Consider the following 19345-nt stretch of genomic DNA (forward strand, 5'->3'; position numbering starts at 1 on the left):
CTATCGGTTAACATCGTTACCCTACTCGTCATCCTCAAACCCCGGCCTGTCGGCACTGTTTTCCAAATTATCGAAAGCCTGTTCCAACACTGCCATAAACCCTTGGCGGCTACCGCTCCAGTTGATGGCGGGAGCGATGAAGACATCGACGAAGAACGGCACCAGCACGAACTCGCCCTTGGGCAGGCACTTGCCCAGGCCGCTGAAAAATACCGGGGTGACCGGTACTTCCGGACGTTTGCTTAACAAATGGGCGATGCCGCTTTTGAATTTGCCGCGCCGTTCGGGCGCGCCACGGCTGCCTTCCGGAAACAGGATCAGAATCTTCCCCCGATCCAGCGCGGTTAACAGCGGCGCCAGGGTATCGCCGTCCCGAGCCGAAGGCCGGCGATCTATCGGGACGATGCCGACGATGTTCAAGGCAAACCACTTCAAACAGCGGTTGCGAAAAAAATAATCCGCCGCCGCCACGGGATGCAGGTCGGGAATCAGCGCCCGAGGAAACAGCGACATCAACACCAGGGTATCCAGGTGGCTGTTGTGATTGGCGACCACGATGGCCGGGCCGGAGCTCGGCAAATATTGCCGGCCGCGCACGTTCAGGCCGATCAAAAACAACACCAGGGGCTTGACCAGCAGCAGATAAAACAAGCGCCGCAACATGGCCATCAATAATGCAGGAAATAGGCGTAGTGGAAAAACAGCGGCGCGGTGTAGGTCAGGCTGTCCAGGCGGTCGAGAATGCCGCCGTGTCCGGGCAATAGCGTGCCGCTGTCCTTGACGCCCAGGTCGCGTTTAAGCGCCGAAATCGTCACGTCGCCGACGAAGCCGGCCACGCCGATCAACAGGCCTGCACCCAAGGCTTCGTAAACACTCAACGGCGTCAGCCACGGCGCCAAAGGCACCGCCAGCGCCGCCGTGCTGAACACCCCACCCAAGAAACCGGCGAAGGTCTTGTTGGGGCTGACTTTCGGCACGATTTTGCGTTTGCCCAAGCTTTTTCCCCAGACATACTGGGCAACGTCGTTGATTTCGGTGAGAAAGACCAGGTAAATCAACAAGCCCATCGCGCCACCGCCCGGATTGTTTTCCGCCGGCAGCACCAGCATGAAGGCCATGTGGCTGAGGCTGAATACGCAAATCATCAAGCCCCAGTGCAAGGTGCCGATGGCACGCAAAAAGCCCTGGGTTTCGCCGATCAATATCATCCGCATCGGCAGCCATAAAAACACATACACCGGAATGAAGATGATGAACAGCCCGTACCAACCCGCCCACACCCAATAATATTGCAGCGGAATCGCCAGATAAGCCCAAAACAATACCCGGTGATCGGCGCGCCGGGTCGGAATCAGCGATAGATATTCCTTGAAAGCCAAAAAGCTGATCAGACCCAGCACGATCACCGATGTAGTGCGATTGATCAACACCGCCACCGCAAACACCGCGACGATGATCCACCAGGTTTTGACGCGTTGGCGCAATTCGCTATAGTCGCGCTCCGGCCTGCTGCGTTGCAGCATAATCGAAATACCACTGGCGATACATAACAGCAAGGCGATGCCGGCGAAAGCGATCTGCACGCTGCTCGGTAAATCGACCGCCATCATGCCCGTATCTCGGCCAATGCTTTCCGACAGCGGTTAACGATGGTGACGGCCAGCAACAGCAAAACCACGCCGAACAGAACGTTGATCCAGGCGCCCTGCCAACCCAAACCAACGGCTAAGGCCAACGCGCCGAACACGAAGGCCCGGTCGCTCTTGCCCATCGGGCCATCGTAACGCCGGGAAGCGCCGATTTGCACGGCGACTACGCCGGCCATTTCGCTGATCACTGCGGCAATGACGATACCGACCACCAGCCACAAGTTTGCGCCCGGCAACAGCGCAAACGGCAAATACAAAGCGGTGTCTGCCAGCACGTCACACAGTTCGTTCAAGATGCCGCCCAGCGCGGACTGCATGCCGTGCTCGCGAGCCAGCATGCCGTCGATCGCATTCAAGGCCATGCGCACCAGCATCACCAGCGGAATCGCCCAATAAATGCCGGGTTGCCAGCCCGGATAAAGCAAGGTCGCGCCGACCAGCAGCGACAACAGCATGGCCGCCAGCGTGACTTGATTGGCGGTCACGCCCTGCCCCGCCAGCCAACGCACGCCGGGCCGCAACAGGTTTTGAAATGCCGGTTTGATGTCGTAGATGGAAGCCATAAGTACCTTTAGAAGTAGGTTGTCACAAATGCCGTTAGCCAAATATAATCGCTTTTGCCGATTTTGAATTCCCCTTTTTCGAGGGAAGAAGCGAATATGGCGTATAAATTAGGTCTATACCGGCAACTTCGCGGCGCGAGGGCGGCTCTTGGTTAAATCGTTTTCCGCGGCAGCACGAAACAACCCGCGTTTTTTAGTCAAATCCCAAATAAACTTGAAGTTGGAATCCCATTTCAGTAGAATGGGCGGTCTTTATATTTAGCCTCAACCGATTGAGAAGCAAAACGATGAAAACATTTAGTGCAAAGCCCGCAGAAGTTAAGCGCGATTGGTACGTGATTGATGCAGAAGGAAAGACGCTAGGTCGCCTTGCTACTGAGATTGCACGACGTCTTCGCGGCAAACATAAACCCGAATTTACACCGCACGTCGACACCGGCGATTACATCATCGTGATCAATGCCGAAAAAGTGGGCGTTACCGGCAACAAGGAAAAAGACAAAATGTATTACCGCCATACCGGTTATGTCGGCAACATGAAGTCCGCTTCCCTGGGAAAACTGAGACAAACTTTCCCGGATCGCATCATCACCACCGCCGTGCAAGGCATGTTGCCTAAAAACCCACTGGGCCGGGCGATGTTCAAAAAATTGAAAGTTTACGCAGGTTCTGAGCACAATCACCAGTCTCAACAACCTAAAGTTTTAGAATTTTAAGCAGGTAGATAGTTTATGGCAGCTCAATACTACGGAACAGGTCGTCGCAAAAGTGCGGTAGCCCGCGTCTACGCTACAGTCGGCACTGGAAAATTCACCATCAACAAACAACCTGTTGATCAATATTTCGGCCGCAAAACCGACGAAATGATCGCCAGACAGCCTCTGGAATTGCTGGCCAAAAGCGGCGATTTCGATGTCAACATCATCGTTACAGGCGGCGGCCCATCCGGCCAAGCCGGTGCGATCCGCCACGGCCTGACTCGCGCCCTGATGGTTTTCGATGAATCCTTGAGACCAACTTTGAGAAAAGCCGGTTACGTGACTCGCGACGCTCGCGAAGTTGAACGTAAAAAAATCGGCCTGCACGGCGCCAGAAAACGTCCTCAGTACTCGAAACGTTAAGCGTTTCCTACCGGGAACAACAAAAAAGCCGCTATCCAGCGGCTTTTTTGTGTCCGGTGTTTTCAACCCTCCCACCCAAATCAGGCCAACAAAACCCAATTGGCCACGTCTCTTCCCTACACAGCCGCCGCTCAGTAATCTATAAACCCCATGACTTCCCGCCACCACGGACGCCAAGGTTCCATCGGCAAGCTATTGTGGCCGGCTTGTTCGAAGCGCCAGAGTTTCTTTTGCCCCGCTAGCGCATCGAACAAAACCATGGAGCGCCGGTTCGGTATCACCTCATCCCGTTCGGCTAACAGCATCGCGTTAGACCCAGGAAATTCGCGTAGCCTTGCAACATTATCGTACTTATCTCGAAGCAGCCATCGAGCTAGAAAAAACCAATAATGGTGTTGCGCAACCTTGTCCATCGCATCAAACGGCGTTATCAGCAACAACCCCTTCACCGGCACTTCACCAGAGGCCACAATACCCGCAACAACACCGCTCCCCAGCGACTCGCCGCACAGAAACAAAGGCTGCTTAAATTCGTCCAAGGCCATTTTTGCCGTGGCAATGCCATCCTCGATCAGCGCCGCTTCGGAAGGCTTACCAGTGCGCGCGCCATAGCCCGGATATTCGGCGACAATGACTCGGTAACCCAAAGGCTGCAATCCGTCGATAAAATAGCTCCTATGCAAGGCGGAACCGGCATTGCCGTGAAACACCAACACCGTGCCTTTCGCATCCACCACCGGCATTCTACCGAGCATCCCCCTCGGCTCGCTTGCCGACGGCCAGGTTTGCAAATTTAAAGCCGCGCTCAATTCTTGCTGCCGTTCCGGAGTAAAGCGAGCCGGAAAATACATCATGTTGCGCTGCAACAGAAAGACCGCCAACAGAATCAGCAGATAGATCACTAGCAGAGTCATAACGCGCGGTAGAAAATAGCGTTGAATTTTGACCATGATGCACCACTCATTGCCAACCGCAGCATGCTGCCGAGGAATAGATAGGTCAAGACTATCGTTTGCGCGGGGAACGGAACGGCATCGCCAGCAACTGGATAAAGCCCAATTCGTCGGCTCGGCGAAAAGCGTCCAAACCAATGTTTATCTCTGTTTGCGGCAATGTTGGACTATGACAATAGGTCCTGAACAACCGATCCCAGCACGACAACGAAAAGCCGTAATTGCTGTCGGTTTCCGCTTGCCGGGCGGAATGATGAATCCGATGCATGTCGGGCGTCACCAATACATAGCGTAAATAGCGCTCGACCAACGGCGGCAGGCCGACGTTGCCATGGTTGAACAACGCGCAAGCGTTCAGAATCACCTCGAATGCAATCACCGCCGCTGGATCGGCGCCGAGCAGCAATACCAACACCGCCTTGTACAGCATCGACAACATGATTTCCAGCGGATGAAATCGCACCGCAGTGGTGGTATCAAAATCGAGATCGGTATGATGCACCTGATGCAGACGCCAGAACCAACGCCAGTGGTGGGCGGCAATGTGTTGCGCGTAGATAGCCAGATCAAGCAGTAACAGCGTCAACGCCAACGCCAGCCAGTACGGAACCGGCAACAAATTGAACAAGCCTATCCGCTGATCGGCGGCCCAAATCGCCGCCAACCAGGCCGCCGCGCCGATACTGGTCCGCATCAACGCGACATTCAAGGCCGCCAGACCGAGATTAATCGGCCAGCGCCGGCCGCGCCCATTGTTCAGCGGGCGCCTGGGGCGAACAAACTCCCAAACTACCATCAACAACAAGATAGCCAAAAACACACCAAAGCGAACCGTTGCTTCCATCAAGGTCTCCGGTAATATTGCACCGCCAGTTCGCCGGGATCGGCACCGAAAAAATAGGCCAAGCGCAAGCGCCACATCAACAAAATGGTGTTGAGTATGCCGTGCTTCCGCCAACGCCGGGCCGAGGTAATGACTTTATCGCGCGGACAACAAGGCTTGCCAAGTTTTTTAAGCCGGCGACTGATCGCAATATCCTCCATCAGCGCAATTTCCGGAAATCCACCCACGGCCTGAAACGCCGAGCGTGTGACGAACAGGGCTTGATCGCCGGTGGCGATGCCGGTCAGCCGCGAACGCCAGTTCATCATGAATGCAATCAATTTGAAAACAGGCCGAGGATCGTCAAACTCGACATCGAATCGCCCCCACTGGTAACCGTCGGCCACCGCCCGCAAGATACGCCGGACGGCCTCATCCGGCAAACGGGTGTCGGCATGCAGGAACAGCAACACCCGCGCTTGAGCCGCCATCGCTCCGACATTCATTTGCTTGGCTCGTCCGCATGGCGCTTGCAACACTTTATCGACCAGCACTTCGGCGACAATTCGACTGCCATCGTCGCTACCGCCATCGGCCAGCAATAGCTCGCAATCCGCCCGCAACGGTTGCAAGGCTCCCAGTTTGGCGGCGATTTGCCCGGCCTCGTTCAGCACCGGTATCACGACACTCAGCTTAGGTTGCATGAGTCGCTAGTGTCCAGCGCGCCGCCGCAATTGCTGCCTTGGGCTATTTAGGCTCAATGCTCGTGAAACGGAAAAGGCCTGGAGTATTCTCGGCTGACTTGCGGCAGGGTGGTAAAAGCTTCCCTAAGTTTTTCGTGCCAGATGCGGCGCAATTGAATCAGATATTCGTCGTCTTCCTGAAAACAGTAATATTCATCCAACATCAGGCTGTCCTTGCCGTAAATCAACAAATCCACCGGCGCACCGACGCTGGCGTTGCTGCGTATGGTGGAATCCATCGAAATCAAACAACAGCGCACGGCATCTTCCAGGGAGGTGTCAGTTTTTAGAAACCGATCCAGCACCGGCTTGCCGTATTTATTCTCGCCGATTTGCAGATAAGGTGTTTGGGTGGAAGTGGTAATGTAGTTACCTTCCGGATAGACCAGATAGGCACCGTGCGGCTCGCCGTCGATTTGGCCGGCCAGCAAGAAGGTGGCTGCGGGAAAAAAACCGTTTTGTCCGGCATTGGCGTGACGCTTTTGTTTCGCCAAACTGACTTGGCCGAGATATTCCGCAGCCTCGGACAAATAATGCACGGTGTTCAGATTGATTTTGCTGCCTTCCTTAATGTCGCGCCGCAATTGATCCAACACCGCCTGCGTGGTGGCAAGATTGCCGGCGCTTAACAATATGATTTTCCGGTCGTCAAAGGTAGGCATCACGTGCATTTTGCAATGCACGCTCACATTATCAATGCCCGCGTTGGTTCTGGAATCCGACGTCAGAACCAAGCCGCCCTTCACCGATACAGCAATACAATAAGTCATGGCCAATCTCTGCTTTAACTTTCAACCGATTAGTCAGTTTACTAAAATTAGCCCGCAATGACCACGCAACCGCCTCAAACAATTTTATTGGTTTGAGTCCGGCACTTAGCCAGCCTTATTACCTTGCCGCTCAACCCGCCAACCGCTTTTCCAATTCATGACGAACCAAGTTGTCGTAATGCCGGCGCAATACCGAATCACTAGGTCTAGCCGGCAGCCTGGCCTCGATTTCCGCTTGCAGCTGGCTGATGAAATGCCGTTTTAAAATAGAATCCTGCGGTATCGCCATTTTTGCCGTTTGCCGAACAGATGAAGGCCTTGTCTCGGCGACAACCGACGCCAGCTCTTCTCTCCCGATGGCCAGTTCGATGATGCTGGCTTTCGGCGCGGGCTTTGCCGATGCCGGCTGTTCCGCAACCATTTGCGCCACGGGCGCGGCGACCTCGCTCGCTACCGATGGCTCCAAGGCCAATTTATGCAAGGCGTCATAGTGGCGACGCAATACCGAATCGGTCGGATAGGGATTGGACAACGCTTGTTTTTTTGCCGCCAATTCGGCCTGGTAATGCCGGCGCAACACCGAGTCCCTCGGAATATCGCTCAGCGGAGCGCTTTCGGACGCGGGCGCATGATGTATTTCTGGCTGTTTGTCGGCCGGCCGCAAAATCTCCTCCGTTGTCGGGCGATTGTCCGCTTTTATTGGCGGAGTAACCGATTGATCCATGAAGCCGGATTGAGACTGCATTTTTGGCGCTTCAACCGCCGGATTGTGCCGATGCGGCTGTTTATTGACCGGCTGGCTCTGATCGGCTTCATCCCTGGAGGCACGCACAATCAACCAGGTCAGCAATAACCCTACCACTAGCAGGATCGCGGCGATTTGAGCCGCGCCCATTGAATTAAGAACACTCACCATGTTTTGTAGTGTTTCCATATCCCCTCCTGTTTTTTTCTTATATGTTGGATACAACAGGCCGACCGCATCCCCGTTAAGTTTCAAGCCGGACACGATCAAGCGCTTTGTTTTTACTACAAAAATATCGACAAAGATACCCCTGATTCAAATTTTGCTTCAGACAAATCGGCTCGACGGCATGCGCGGCTTTACCGGAATTGGCCCGGCAGTAGTAAAGTAAGCCGACAAACGGCATGATTCGATCAGAACTTGACCGCTATATCCAACCTTGTCCATTCAAAAGGAGTGTGCGCCATGCCCATCGAATCCTGCACCTATGTCATTTTTGGTGCGACCGGAAATCTGGCTCGGCTTAAGTTGATGCCCGGTTTTTACCACCTGGAAATGGAGAAAAAACTGCCGGAAGGCACTCGTATTGTCGCGATAGGCCGCCGTCCCTGGGACCGGGAAAAATGGCTGAGCGAAGTACGTGGCATGCTGGAAGAAAAAGCCGGCGACAAACTGGATGAAACCGTGTTTGCCCGCTTCAGCGAGCGCCTGTTTTACCACCGAGGCAATCTGGACGATGACCAATGCTACCAGGATCTGGCCGTCACTCTGAACGATGAAGCCCAACATTTTCCCAAGAACATCGCCTTTTATCTGGCGGTCGGTCCGGACGATTTTGGCCATGTGATCGAATCGCTGAGTCAGGTTCATCTATTAACGCAAGAATACGGCTGGCGGCGGGTGGTGATCGAAAAGCCCTTCGGTTACGATCTGGAAAGCGCTCAAGCCCTGCAAAAGCGCATCGAACGCTTTCTGACCGAGGAACAAATCTATCGGATCGATCACTACCTGGGCAAGGGCATGGTACAAAACGTGTTGGTATTCCGGTTTGCCAATGTGATGCTGGAACCGATATGGAACCGCAATTACATCGATCACATCCAGATCACCCACGCCGAGGATATGGGCATCAGCACGCGCGGCGAATATTACGACAGTGCCGGCGCGATGCGCGACATGCTGCAAAGCCATTTATTGCAATTACTGACTCTGGTGGCGATGGAACCGCCGGTGGCGATGGACGCCGAGGCCTTGCGCGATGAAAAAGTCAAAGTATTGAAATCGATCCGGCCTATCCCAAAATCGGCGGTGCATGCCCACGCCTTCCGCGGCCAATACGCCAAGGGCACGATCGATGGGCAAAAGGTCAAAGGTTATCTGGAAGAAGCCAACATCCCGGCCAACAGCACCACCGAAACCTATGCGGCGATGAAGCTAATGATCGACAACTGGCGTTGGCGCGGCGTGCCATTTTACCTCCGCACCGGCAAGCGCATGGCAAAAGGCCAGTCCAGCATCTCGATCTGCTTCCGCCACCCGCCGCTGCAATTTTTTCGCGACACGCATATCCATTGCATGAATCCCAACTGGGTCATCATGGGCATTCAGCCGGAAGAATGTATCCGGATCGAAATGACGATAAAAGAAGCCGGCCTGGAAATGCGCACCCACACCACCAGTCTGGATGCCAGCTTTCGCCAGCCGAACCAGCGCCATGTCGATGCTTACGAGGATTTACTGCTGGACGTGATACAAGGCGACCGCTCGTTGTTTTTGCGTTTCGACGAAGTGGAATACGCCTGGCGCATCGTCGACCCGATACTGCAGACTTGGGCTACCGAACGCGACTACATTGCCACTTATCCGGCCGGTTCCTGGGGGCCGACGGAAAGCCGCCGCTTGTTTGAAAAAGAAGGCCAATTCTGGCGCAGTTCCTTGCTGCCGGAATGCGGTCCCTGACGCGAAAAAGGGCGACGCCAGGCGTCGCCCCAAGCCTGAACGCTTAATCGGTGGAGTCTTCGCTACCCAAAAACTGGTAGACCAAGGCGCCCGCCACCGCGCCCACGATGGGCGCCAACCAAAACAGCCAAAGCTGAACCACGGCCCAATCGCCGACGAATATCGCCGTAGCCGTACTGCGGGCCGGATTGACCGAGGTATTGGTGACCGGAATGCTGATCAAGTGAATCAGGGTCAGGCATAAACCAATGGCGATCGGCGCAAAACCTTGCGGCGCTCTGGCATCGGTCGCACCCAGAATCACTAACAAAAACATCATGGCCATCACGACTTCGGTCACCAGCGCCGACAACAACGAATAACCACCCGGCGAGTGCTCGCCGTAACCATTGGAAGCAAACCCGGCCGACACGTCAAACCCGGCCTTACCGCTGGCAATCAGAAATAAAACGCCTCCGGCCACGATGCCGCCCAACACTTGCGCGGCAATATACGGCAGCAATTTATCGGCGGGGAAACGGCCGCCAACCCATAAACCGATCGATACCGCCGGATTCAAATGGCAACCGGAAATATGTCCGATTGCGAAGGCCATGGTCAACACGGTCAAACCAAACGCGCAGGACACGCCCAATAAACCGATACCGACATCCGGAAAAGCCGCAGCAAGCACCGCACTGCCGCAACCGCCCAGCACCAACCAAAATGTCCCAAAAAACTCCGCCGTATATTGTTTCATCTGCTTTCCCCGTTTTAATGTTGTATTTATTTGCTCAATCGGCCGGAACGACTCATGGCCGTCTCAACCTACTGTTTGCTAGATTATTTCAGGGGTTGAGCGATTCGCCGGTGTAAATGTCGAACCTGTTTGATCCGCAAGCCAAGGATCCAGCATGCCAAAAACGATTCCCCGCCACCATCTAACATATTGAGTCTAGTTACAAGTCAGACAAAGTCAATCAATCTTCTTTATAAGCAATAACTTACGAATCATTTTGCGTTGTTGCAAGGCAGCGCGGCATATCCCAACAACCCGCCGGCGTCCTTGCTGAACCTGGCGTTGCGGAAAGCCGATGGCAATGATGAATTTTTAATGCCAGCCGCCGTATTGGCTGGTCGGGTCGCCGCGAAAGCCGGCGGTGGTTTTGTTATTGTCCGGAACGGTGCCGAAGCTTTCCGCCGCCCTCACCCAATTTTTGTGGGTGTAGCCGCCTAGGGCCCGAGCTTGCTTGGCGATGCGGGTACTCAAGGGGTTGATGTCGTATTTGCTGGCGGCGGCATGGATTGCCACCGTAATCATGCGCTGTTCTTCGCCGGCGTCGGCTGTGGGATAGTAGGCCAGAATCACCGGCAACAAAGTACCGGCCGGCACGTCCACGCTATAACGCGGACTATCGGCCAACTCCACTCTGGACAGTTCCCGGCCTTGTTCGGTCAACACCTTGACCAAACCGGTTTTAGCCGGCCCCTGATCGTTGCTAACCAAGCCTTCCAAGGTCTTTAGCTTGTCGTATTTCTCCTGATTGGCTTGACTGACGACCGCTGGCTGCGGCTTGGAATCGCAACCGATCATGGCCCAGCCCGACATGATCAAGACGCCACTCAAACCCAAGACTGGTTTAAACGCTGATTTCATCGCTCTCTCCCCATTAATTAAGACTAAAATACTGCTGAACCAGTGTAACCCAATCGGCCCGGCAATGCCTTCCGCCAGATAGAGGTTGAATTCGGCGCGCATCACCTTTATAGTGATTCGCCTTTTTTCCACTTGCAAATCAATATCATGCCATCATTCGACATCGTTTCAGAACTTGATAACCACGAAGTGACCAACGCCGTTGATCAAGCGAACAAGGAAGTCTCCACCCGCTTTGATTTCAAAGGCAGCAACGCCTGTTTCGAGCAGCAGGACGATAGCATCGTCATGAAGGCCGAATCGACTTTTCAGCTCCAGCAAATGCTGCCTATCCTGTACGCCAAGATGGGCAAGCGCGGCATCGATATCGCCAGCATGGAAAGCGGTAAAATTCAGGATACCGGCAAAACCGCACAGCAATCCATTACCTTGAAACAAGGCATAGCCAGCGATTTGGCCAAAAAAATCGTCAAATTGATCAAGGATAAAAAGCTTAAGGTACAAGCCGCCATCAACGGCGATAAGGTGCGCGTGACCGGCAAAAAGCGCGACGATTTACAGGAAGTGATCCAGATGCTGCGCCAGGAGGATCTGGAACAACCGCTGCAATTCAACAACTTCCGCGATTAATTCGAAACCAAGACCCGCAAACCGCCGGATAGCGATCACAGGCATCGTTCCGGTTTATTCCTACTCATCCGGACATTCCGACGCTTCATGCATGACTGTTTTTGATCATAATCTGGGTATTCAACGCGCCGAACAACTGAATCGGGATTGCCATTGCGTGGCGTTGAACCGGCAGCTGCTGCGGCGCGAATTAGCCCATCAGCTCGATGGCGATCGGCTATACCGGATGATTACCGACGATAGACCACATCTGTTTTCCGATTCCGCGGTATTCGTGGCCGAATCCAGCCTGAACAAACAGCGCGACATCATCAATGCCTTGGAGCGCGTGATTGCCTTACCGACTTATCAGCAACGGGTGCTGGCCCATGCGCCCGAATCCGCCCAATTTACGCCCAAGGCGCGGGGAGTTTTCCTAGGCTATGATTTTCATCTGGACGCGGACGGGCCACGACTGATCGAAATCAACAGCAATGCCGGCGGCGCCTTGCTGAATGCATTGCTGGCGCGCGCTCACAGCCCTTGCGATAGCTGCCCATGCAAGTTGGCGCATCCATCCGCCCTGGCCCAGGAACAGATTTTTATCGACATGTTCCTGCGGGAATGGCGTCTGGAAGGCCATTCGCAACCCCTGTGCACACTGGCGATAGTCGACGACAGCCCTGGTCAACAGTACATGTTGCCCGAGTTCATGCTATTTAGAAACCTGTTCGCCGCTCATCAAATCGACACGATTATTTGTGACCCATCCGATCTGACCTACCGGGACGGCCGGCTCCGGCACGGCGATAGTCCCATCGATATGGTCTACAATCGCCTGACCGATTTCGGCTTGGAACACACTAACCATCAAGCCTTGCGCGATGCCTATCTGGCCGGTTCGGTCGTCGTCACGCCGCACCCCAGAAATCACGCCTTATACGCCGACAAGCGCAATCTAGCCTTGTTGACCGACGTCGATGCCCTGGAACAAATCGGCGTCGATGCCGCCACCCGCGCCATTTTGCTGCAAGGCATAGCCAAGACGGTACGGGTCGAGACTCAAGACCAGGAAAGCCTGTGGCAGCGGCGCAAGCAACTCTTCTTCAAACCGGCCAAGGGCTACGGCAGCAAGGCCGCCTATCGCGGCGATAAGCTGACGCGCCGAGTGTTCAGCGAAATTTTACAAGGCGATTACGTCGCCCAAAATCTGGTACAACCCAGCGAACGCCAGTTGCAGATCGCCGACCAGGCCGTGGAGTTGAAGCTGGATTTACGCAACTATGTCTATCAAGGCCAAATCCAAGCCACCTGCGCCCGGCTCTATCAAGGCCAAACCACCAATTTCCGCACGCCCGGCGGCGGCTTCGCCCAGGTAGTCGTGGTGCCGCAAGTCACCGAATCCGCGCAAGTGATTGCCGGCTAAAAAGAACCCGCCACGCCGGCTATCGGCGACTTTTTTCAACTTCATTAACGGATTTTAGTTTATGCTCCTTCCGCATGGCCGGCGAGCTACCTTTGTTATCTACCATTTTGTCGGAACGAAGATTAATTAATGCCTCTACGAAAACTCTGGCCGTTTCGGAAAAAGAAAAAAACACCTGTCAGTGCCGCCGTCGAATACAGCGTACCGCAACGCGTTTACACGCCGGTTAACCTGGTGGAAATCGGCATGTATGTGATCGAATTGGACCGCTCTTGGCTGGACAGCCCTTTTTTATTTCAAGGTTTTGAAGTGCAAACCCAGGATGAAATCCTGCAATTAAGAGGCTGTTGCGATTACGTTTATATCGATACCACCATCAAGCGTAAACGCCGATTCGGGAAGTTCGCCACCCATAACAAACCGCTGATCGAGACCGCTTCGGATTACGGTACCCCGCCTCCCAAACTCGGCAGCTTCGAAACTGAAATTGGCCGCGCGGAAGTCGTTTATCGACAGGTGAGTCAGTTCGTGGCGGAGACCATGCAACGCGTCAGTTATGGCGAGGCCATCGATACCAAATTGGCCAAAGCAGCGGTTGCGGAATGTGTCGCCAGCATTTTGCACTCCCCGGATGCTTTTTTATGGCTTATCCAGCTGAAAAATAGAGACGAATATACCGCTCAACACAGTTTGAACGTCTGCGTGCTGTCCATCGTGCTCGGGCGGCACATCAACCTGTCCGACACCAGTCTGCATAATGTCGGCTTATGCGGATTGATGCATGACATGGGCAAAATGCTGGTGCCGGACCAGATTTTGAACAAGCCCGGCAGGCTGGAGCCGGATGAAATGGAGATCATGCGCGGCCATACCACCAAGGGTTATGAATTGCTGCAATCCAGCGAGAACATGTATCCGGGCGCGATCAAAACTGCATTGTCGCATCATGAAATGTTGAATGGTAAAGGCTATCCAAACCAGCTAACCCATCGCCATATCCCCCTGTTTACCCGCATAGTGACCATCGCCGACATTTACGACGCCATGACCAGCGACAGGGTTTATCAAAAAGGCCGAACCCATCTGGAAGCAACCAGCATCATGGCTGACATGAGCGGTGAAAGTCTGGAGGAACGCCTGGTCACCAAATTTATCGAATCGCTGGGTGTTTACCCTCCCGGTTGCGTCGTCATGCTGACTAACGGCGCCATCGCGATTGTGGTAGAAGTCAACGAATTTGTTCGATTGCGCCCCAAAATCATTATTCTGCTGGATGCGGAAAAGCAGCCCCTGGCGGAGGAAGTGACCAATTTGGCGGATATGCCATTGGATGACCGAGGCAACCTGCTGACAATCAGGGGCATAGTCCGGGCGCAAGACTATGCTATCGATATTGGTAAATTTTATCGCGAAGGTGTTTTGCAAAAAGGCTTCGCGGCGAACCAATAGGGTTTCGCTAAGCGGCGCGGCAACAGTCAGCTGGGTGAGCGGTTTTCCGGCGCTGATATTGAGCCTGTTGCCCAAGATTGCCAGCATGAAAGCGCCTCGGTAAAAAACCGGGTAACCAGAGGCGCATTCGCGACAGGATGCCTCTGCGGCCGAAGCATGGTATGGTTGGTTACGTTCATTTGCTTTTAGGGAAATCGTTATGACAGAGCCGCTTTTTATCGCCCAATCCACTACCGGTACCTGTTGCATTTTACCGGCCATGGCCAATCGCCACGGCTTGATTGCCGGAGCCACCGGCACCGGCAAGACCATCACACTGCAAACCTTGGCCGAGGCATTTTCGAATATCGGCGTACCAGTGTTCATGGCCGACGTTAAAGGCGATTTATCCGGCATCTGTCTGACCGGCGGCGGCAACGGTAAAGTCGAAGCGCGGGTAAAGGAATTGGATTTACAAGATTTCGGCTATCGTTCAGCCCCTACGTTGTTCTGGGATGTATTAGGAAAAAAAGGCCATCCGTTGCGCTCCACCATTTCGGAAATGGGGCCGCTGTTGCTGTCCAGAATGTTGAACCTGAACGAAACCCAAGCCGGCGTGCTGACAGCCGTCTTCAAAATCACCGACGATAACGGCTGGCTGCTGCTGGATTTGAAAGACCTACGGGCACTGCTGCAATTTGCCGCCGACAACGCCTCGGAACTGCGCGGCGAATACGGTAGCATGTCGGCTGCCAGTATCGGCGCGATACAACGCGGCTTGCTGCAGCTGGAACACGAAGGCGGCGAAAATCTGTTCGGCGAACCGGTGCTGGATTTCAACGATTTGTTGCAAACCGATGGAGGCCGAGGCGTGATCAACATTCTGGCCGCCGACACGTTGTACAATTCGCCACGGGTTTACGCCACTTTGTTGCTGTGGCTATTGTCGGAACTGTTCGAAAATTTGCCGGAAGCCGGCGACCTGGACCAGCCCAAACTGGTGTTCTTTTTCGACGAGGCGCATTTGCTGTTCAACGACGCGCCGGCCGCCTTGCTGCAAAAAATCGAGCAAGTGGTGCGCTTGATACGTTCAAAAGGCGTGGGCGTGTATTTCGTCAGCCAGAATCCGCTGGATATTCCCGACGTAATCCTGGGCCAGCTCGGCAACCGGGTGCAACACGCCCTGCGCGCCTTTACACCGCGCGATCAAAAAGCCGTCAAAGCCGCCGCCGAAACCTTCAGAAGCAATCCCGGCCTGGATGTGGAAACCGCCATTACCGAACTAGGCGTCGGCGAAGCCCTGGTATCTTTTCTGGATGAAAAAGGCACACCACATCCCGTACAACGCGCGTTTATCAAACCACCCCAATCACGCATCGGCCCAGCCAATGACGAAGAGCGCCGGCAGACAATCGAAAATTCGGTGCTTTACGGTCATTACGAAAAACAGATCGACCGAGAGTCGGCCTATGAAATATTGAAAGGCCGAGCCGAACAGACAGCCGCAAGCGCGCAAAAGCCAACAGCGGGCAAACAATCGGATGCCGGTATCGGCTTGGCGGATATTTTGTTGGGCAGCACCGGCCCGCGAGGCGGCAGACGCCAAGGTGTGTTGGAATCGGCCGCCAAAAGCGCCGCCAGCACCATCGGCCGCGAAGTGGGCCGGCAACTGATACGCGGAGTATTGGGCTCGTTGCTGGGCGGTGGCCGCAGACGCTAGACCAATACTACATTTCCACATTTAATTACATTATTGATTTACCCAACAAAACCTTTATGACATCAATCAACATCCAACAAATGATGGCCGACAGCGGCGTGGCATTCGGCACCAGCGGTGCGCGCGGACTGGTCAGCCAAATGACCGACCAGGTTTGCGCCGCTTACACGTTGGCTTTTCTGCGGGGACTCAATCTGGCCAAACCGGGGCAAAAAATCGCCTTGGGCATGGATTTGCGCCCTTCAAGTCCCGCCATCGTCCGCGCCTGCGCCGCCGCTATTCGCCAGGCCGGTTGCGAGGTGGATTTCTGCGGCGCATTACCGACACCGGCCTTGGCTTACCATGGCTTAACCCAAGGCCTGCCGGCAATCATGGTAACCGGTAGTCATATCCCGTTCGACCGCAACGGCATCAAGTTTTATCGGGCCGAAGGCGAGATCAGCAAGGCCGACGAAGCGGCTATCACGCAGGCCACGGTCGAATTAGCGGACTTCAATGACGACGGCGTCATGCCTACCATCAACCCGGAAGCCTTGGATCATTACAAACAACGCTATACCGGCCTGTTTGCTCCCGATCTGTTGCAAGGCTGGCGCATCGGCATTTACGAACATTCCAGCGTAGCCCGGGATTGTTTGCGCGACATCCTGAGCGCATTGGGCGCCGAGGTGATCGGCCTGTCCCGTACCGATACCTTCGTGCCTATCGACACCGAAGCCGTCAGCGAAGAAGACCGCCAGCGCGGTCTGGCCTGGGCCAAGGCTCATCAATTGGACGCGATCATCTCCACCGACGGCGACGGTGACCGGCCACTAATTGCCGATGAAACCGGCACCTGGCTGCGCGGCGATATTGTAGGTTTGCTGTGTGCGCATTTTTTAGGCGCGGATACCGTGGTGACCCCGGTCAGCTGCAATACCGCGATCGAAGCCTCGGGCTTGTTCAAACAGGTACTGCGCACCCGTATCGGTTCGCCGTATGTGATTGCCGGCATGGAACAAGCCGAGGCCGGCGGCAAGGCTATAGCCGGCTTTGAAGCCAATGGCGGTTTTCTGGCCGGCAAGGGCTTGCGGGTAGCGGACCAAATAGTAGCGGCGTTACCCACCCGCGATGCGGTTTTACCGGCTCTGGCGCTGCTGGCAATGGCCAAACGGCAAGGCATCAAGCTATCCGAGTTGAGCGCCGGCTTACCCAAACGCTACACCGCTAGCAACCGTCTGCAAAACTTTCCGGTTGACGACAGCCAAGCTCTGCTGAAACGCTTACAAAACGACGACACGGCCTATCAAAGCCTGTGGGGAACGGAACTGGGCGCGATTTCCGAAACCGACTTGACCGACGGCCTGCGACTGACCTTTACCAACGGCGAAATCGTGCATCTGCGCCCATCAGGCAATGCACCTGAGCTGCGATGCTACGCCGAAGCCGACAGCATGTCTCGGGCACAAGCACTGGTTGACCTCGGTTTGCAACGTATCGCGCAACGATCGTAGAATTAATGTTCAGTTAAGAATCCTTGATGTACTCTGTATCCGCACCAACCACTTAACACGAGGACTGATTCATGAATAACAAAATCATATTATTGACTTCATTAGTGTTTGCTTCCAGCATGGCGTTTGCCGAAACCTCTTTGCTAGAAGCCGCGGGTAAACAATTTGCCAAGGACAAAGCGGCGGAAGTTGCGCCAGACGCAGTGAAAAATGTCGAAGCTGCCGGTAACGCCGTCGATAGCGCTAAAGCCGTCAAAAGCGCGGCGGAGACAGCACCCGAGGCCGTTACCGGCCAAGCTCGGGATGCGGTGAAAAAAGCAGCCGAGGAAGAGGTTAAACAAGCCGTGCCGGCCGAAGCCTCCCAGGTGGTAGACACCGTAAAATCCAGCAAGGCCGCGGTTAAAGCCGCGCCAACATCCACCGGCGAAGCCGTGGATACCGTAAAAGACAAAGCCACTCAGAAAGCAACCGAAAAAGCATTGGATATGCTGCGCTAGTCCACCTCGTCAGCAGAAAGGCCGGAATTTCCGGCCTTTTTGTCTAATGCCTATCTGGTATTGTTCCGAAAGAAAGACCACCGGCTCAGGCTTCGAGCAGGGCAAAACTATCGTGGTCATCAACGGCGGCCGCGGCTCTTCGAATCAACTCCAGATTACTGTCATGCTGCATCATACCGCCTATCCCCAAGGTAACCGTCATGGCTTCAAACGGGTAGACCAAATGCGCCCGATAGCGCCGAAATAGTTTTTGTTCATCCAGCTCTTCGACGCCCGTACTGGCTAAATGGTTGACATACTGATTTAACAGGCTTGACTCATACTTTCGCCTGAGCCGCGGATCGAGCGCGGTCGCCAGGAAATAAGCCACGTCGCCTATGCCCTCGCCCATCCGCACCAATTGCCAATCCAGAAAGCCCGGCTCGGAATGGGTCCAGAAAATGTTGCCGGGATGACAGTCATAATGCACCAGGGTTTTGGCACCTTGAGCCAAAAAACGCTTGATTCGACGCCGATTTGCGGCATAGCGCAGAGCGGGGCCGTGGAGCTTTTTCGAGATCAAGGTTTCCGCGCGCAATAGCCCTCGTTGCATCAAGGGCGCTGCCAACAAACTACCCATCTGATTTTCCATTTGGTGGGAAAATCCATTCAACCAACGGTGACTCTTCAGTAGGGCCGGTTTGTTCCAGTAACTGCCATGCAAGCGGGCCAAATGAGCGACAACCTGGCTGGCCTGCTCATACGACAACGCATCCGCCGCTCGGCCCGGCCTAAAATCCAACTCAGTCAGATCGGTCATCACTAAAGTGGAGCCTCGTCCAAACCGACTTTCAGCGGCCAATATCTTGGGTAATTTTACCGGCACGCTACTGGAAAGCGATTGATAGAAAACCACCTCCTTGTGCAGGAAACGCGGCAATGCGGTAATCAAGCGGGATTTCAGTGCCAGCGACGGAGTTTTAACGAACCAGCGCGCGGGCAGAACGTCTTGCGCATCATGGGTCACCTCAACCCTTAAGCGGGTAGAAGTTCCAACATCAATCGATTGCAAATCGATGTTGGAGACCTTGGCGTTCGACACATAATGATTAACGATGTGCTGCGCCCACTGAACCGATATATCCTGAGGGCCGTGGAGCACGATATGTTTGTTTGGATTTTTCATGACTATATTAAACACCGCTAATAAGCCTAAAACAATACTCCCTGC

20 protein-coding genes are annotated in these 19345 nt (G+C 54.5%); 9 read left to right on the top strand and 11 right to left on the bottom strand.

What is annotated here, in order from left to right:
- Positions 1–21: 21 nt before the first annotated feature.
- From IVG45_RS14025 to IVG45_RS14035, 3 genes are read right to left on the bottom strand one after another with little or no spacing between them, the layout of a single operon-like run.
- Entirely contained in the window at positions 22–669 is a 648-nt protein-coding gene (locus IVG45_RS14025; protein WP_230874590.1) for a lysophospholipid acyltransferase family protein, read from the bottom strand.
- Positions 669–1610 (bottom strand): phosphatidate cytidylyltransferase, encoded by a 942-nt coding sequence (locus IVG45_RS14030; protein ID WP_196434429.1) that lies wholly within the window; start codon positions 1608–1610, stop codon positions 669–671. Before IVG45_RS14030 ends, IVG45_RS14025 begins: the two co-directional genes overlap by 1 nt.
- The gene (locus IVG45_RS14035; protein ID WP_196434430.1) at positions 1607–2212 is read right to left on the bottom strand and encodes a CDP-alcohol phosphatidyltransferase family protein; all 606 of its coding nucleotides are present in this window, start codon (positions 2210–2212) and stop codon (positions 1607–1609) included. The genes IVG45_RS14030 and IVG45_RS14035 overlap by 4 nt, the downstream gene beginning before the upstream one ends.
- Positions 2213–2499: 287 nt before the next feature.
- On the opposite strand from IVG45_RS14035, the gene rplM reads away from it, so the two are divergent.
- Together rplM and rpsI are read left to right on the top strand one after the other, a co-directional pair.
- The gene (gene rplM, locus IVG45_RS14040) at positions 2500–2928 is read left to right on the top strand and encodes a 50S ribosomal protein L13 (protein ID WP_196434431.1); all 429 of its coding nucleotides are present in this window, start codon (positions 2500–2502) and stop codon (positions 2926–2928) included.
- Between the two features lie 15 nt (positions 2929–2943).
- Positions 2944–3333, top strand: a complete 390-nt coding sequence (rpsI, locus tag IVG45_RS14045) for a 30S ribosomal protein S9 (RefSeq protein ID WP_196434432.1) — start codon at positions 2944–2946, stop codon at positions 3331–3333.
- 131 nt (positions 3334–3464) lie between these two features.
- Here rpsI and IVG45_RS14050 read toward each other — a convergent pair whose 3' ends face one another.
- From IVG45_RS14050 to IVG45_RS14070, 5 genes are all read right to left on the bottom strand, one after another.
- Complete coding sequence (locus tag IVG45_RS14050) at positions 3465–4283, bottom strand: alpha/beta hydrolase (RefSeq protein ID WP_196434433.1); 819 nt, start codon at positions 4281–4283, stop codon at positions 3465–3467.
- A 55-nt stretch (positions 4284–4338) separates the two neighbouring features.
- On the bottom strand, positions 4339–5130 hold the full coding sequence (locus IVG45_RS14055; protein WP_196434434.1) for a sterol desaturase family protein: 792 nt from the start codon (positions 5128–5130) through the stop codon (positions 4339–4341).
- Complete coding sequence (locus IVG45_RS14060; protein WP_196434435.1) at positions 5130–5813, bottom strand: TIGR04283 family arsenosugar biosynthesis glycosyltransferase; 684 nt, start codon at positions 5811–5813, stop codon at positions 5130–5132. Before IVG45_RS14060 ends, IVG45_RS14055 begins: the two co-directional genes overlap by 1 nt.
- A 53-nt stretch (positions 5814–5866) precedes the next feature.
- Positions 5867–6622, bottom strand: coding sequence for a peptidase (locus IVG45_RS14065; RefSeq protein ID WP_196434436.1), 756 nt, complete (start codon positions 6620–6622; stop codon positions 5867–5869).
- 130 nt (positions 6623–6752) lie between these two features.
- Positions 6753–7556: a hypothetical protein gene (locus IVG45_RS14070; protein ID WP_196434437.1), complete on the bottom strand. Its 804-nt coding sequence runs from the start codon at positions 7554–7556 to the stop codon at positions 6753–6755.
- Positions 7557–7832: 276 nt separating this feature from the next.
- On the opposite strand from IVG45_RS14070, the gene zwf reads away from it, so the two are divergent.
- Positions 7833–9326, top strand: a complete 1494-nt coding sequence (gene zwf, locus IVG45_RS14075) for a glucose-6-phosphate dehydrogenase (protein WP_196434438.1) — start codon at positions 7833–7835, stop codon at positions 9324–9326.
- A gap of 43 nt (positions 9327–9369) precedes the next feature.
- Here the strand turns inward: zwf and aqpZ are convergent, their stop codons facing one another.
- Complete coding sequence (gene aqpZ, locus IVG45_RS14080) at positions 9370–10065, bottom strand: aquaporin Z (protein ID WP_196434439.1); 696 nt, start codon at positions 10063–10065, stop codon at positions 9370–9372.
- A 351-nt stretch (positions 10066–10416) separates the two neighbouring features.
- Positions 10417–10962, bottom strand: a complete 546-nt coding sequence (locus IVG45_RS14085; RefSeq protein ID WP_196434440.1) for a hypothetical protein — start codon at positions 10960–10962, stop codon at positions 10417–10419.
- 147 nt (positions 10963–11109) lie between these two features.
- Between IVG45_RS14085 and IVG45_RS14090 the strand changes: the two genes are divergently transcribed.
- The 6 genes from IVG45_RS14090 to IVG45_RS14115 all read left to right on the top strand — a co-directional run bounded on the left by IVG45_RS14090 (position 11110) and on the right by IVG45_RS14115 (position 18135).
- Positions 11110–11592 carry a YajQ family cyclic di-GMP-binding protein gene (locus IVG45_RS14090; protein ID WP_196434441.1) on the top strand — a complete coding sequence of 161 codons (483 nt, stop codon included), beginning with the start codon at positions 11110–11112 and terminating at the stop codon, positions 11590–11592.
- Between the two features lie 91 nt (positions 11593–11683).
- A complete protein-coding gene (locus IVG45_RS14095; protein WP_196434442.1) occupies positions 11684–12997 on the top strand; it encodes a hypothetical protein in 1314 nt (437 codons plus the stop codon).
- A 129-nt stretch (positions 12998–13126) separates the two neighbouring features.
- Positions 13127–14446 carry an HD-GYP domain-containing protein gene (locus IVG45_RS14100; protein WP_196434443.1) on the top strand — a complete coding sequence of 440 codons (1320 nt, stop codon included), beginning with the start codon at positions 13127–13129 and terminating at the stop codon, positions 14444–14446.
- A 199-nt stretch (positions 14447–14645) separates the two neighbouring features.
- A complete protein-coding gene (locus tag IVG45_RS14105; protein ID WP_196434444.1) occupies positions 14646–16145 on the top strand; it encodes a helicase HerA-like domain-containing protein in 1500 nt (499 codons plus the stop codon).
- A 56-nt stretch (positions 16146–16201) separates the two neighbouring features.
- Positions 16202–17638, top strand: a complete 1437-nt coding sequence (locus IVG45_RS14110; protein ID WP_196434445.1) for a phosphomannomutase — start codon at positions 16202–16204, stop codon at positions 17636–17638.
- A 71-nt stretch (positions 17639–17709) separates the two neighbouring features.
- Complete coding sequence (locus IVG45_RS14115; protein WP_196434446.1) at positions 17710–18135, top strand: hypothetical protein; 426 nt, start codon at positions 17710–17712, stop codon at positions 18133–18135.
- Positions 18136–18220: 85 nt separating this feature from the next.
- Here the strand turns inward: IVG45_RS14115 and IVG45_RS14120 are convergent, their stop codons facing one another.
- Positions 18221–19300: a phosphotransferase gene (locus IVG45_RS14120; protein ID WP_196434447.1), complete on the bottom strand. Its 1080-nt coding sequence runs from the start codon at positions 19298–19300 to the stop codon at positions 18221–18223.
- Positions 19301–19345: the final 45 nt, after the last annotated feature.

Origin of the sequence: Methylomonas sp. LL1 (genome assembly GCF_015711015.1) — a bacterium.
Classification (GTDB): Bacteria; Pseudomonadota; Gammaproteobacteria; order Methylococcales; family Methylomonadaceae; genus Methylomonas.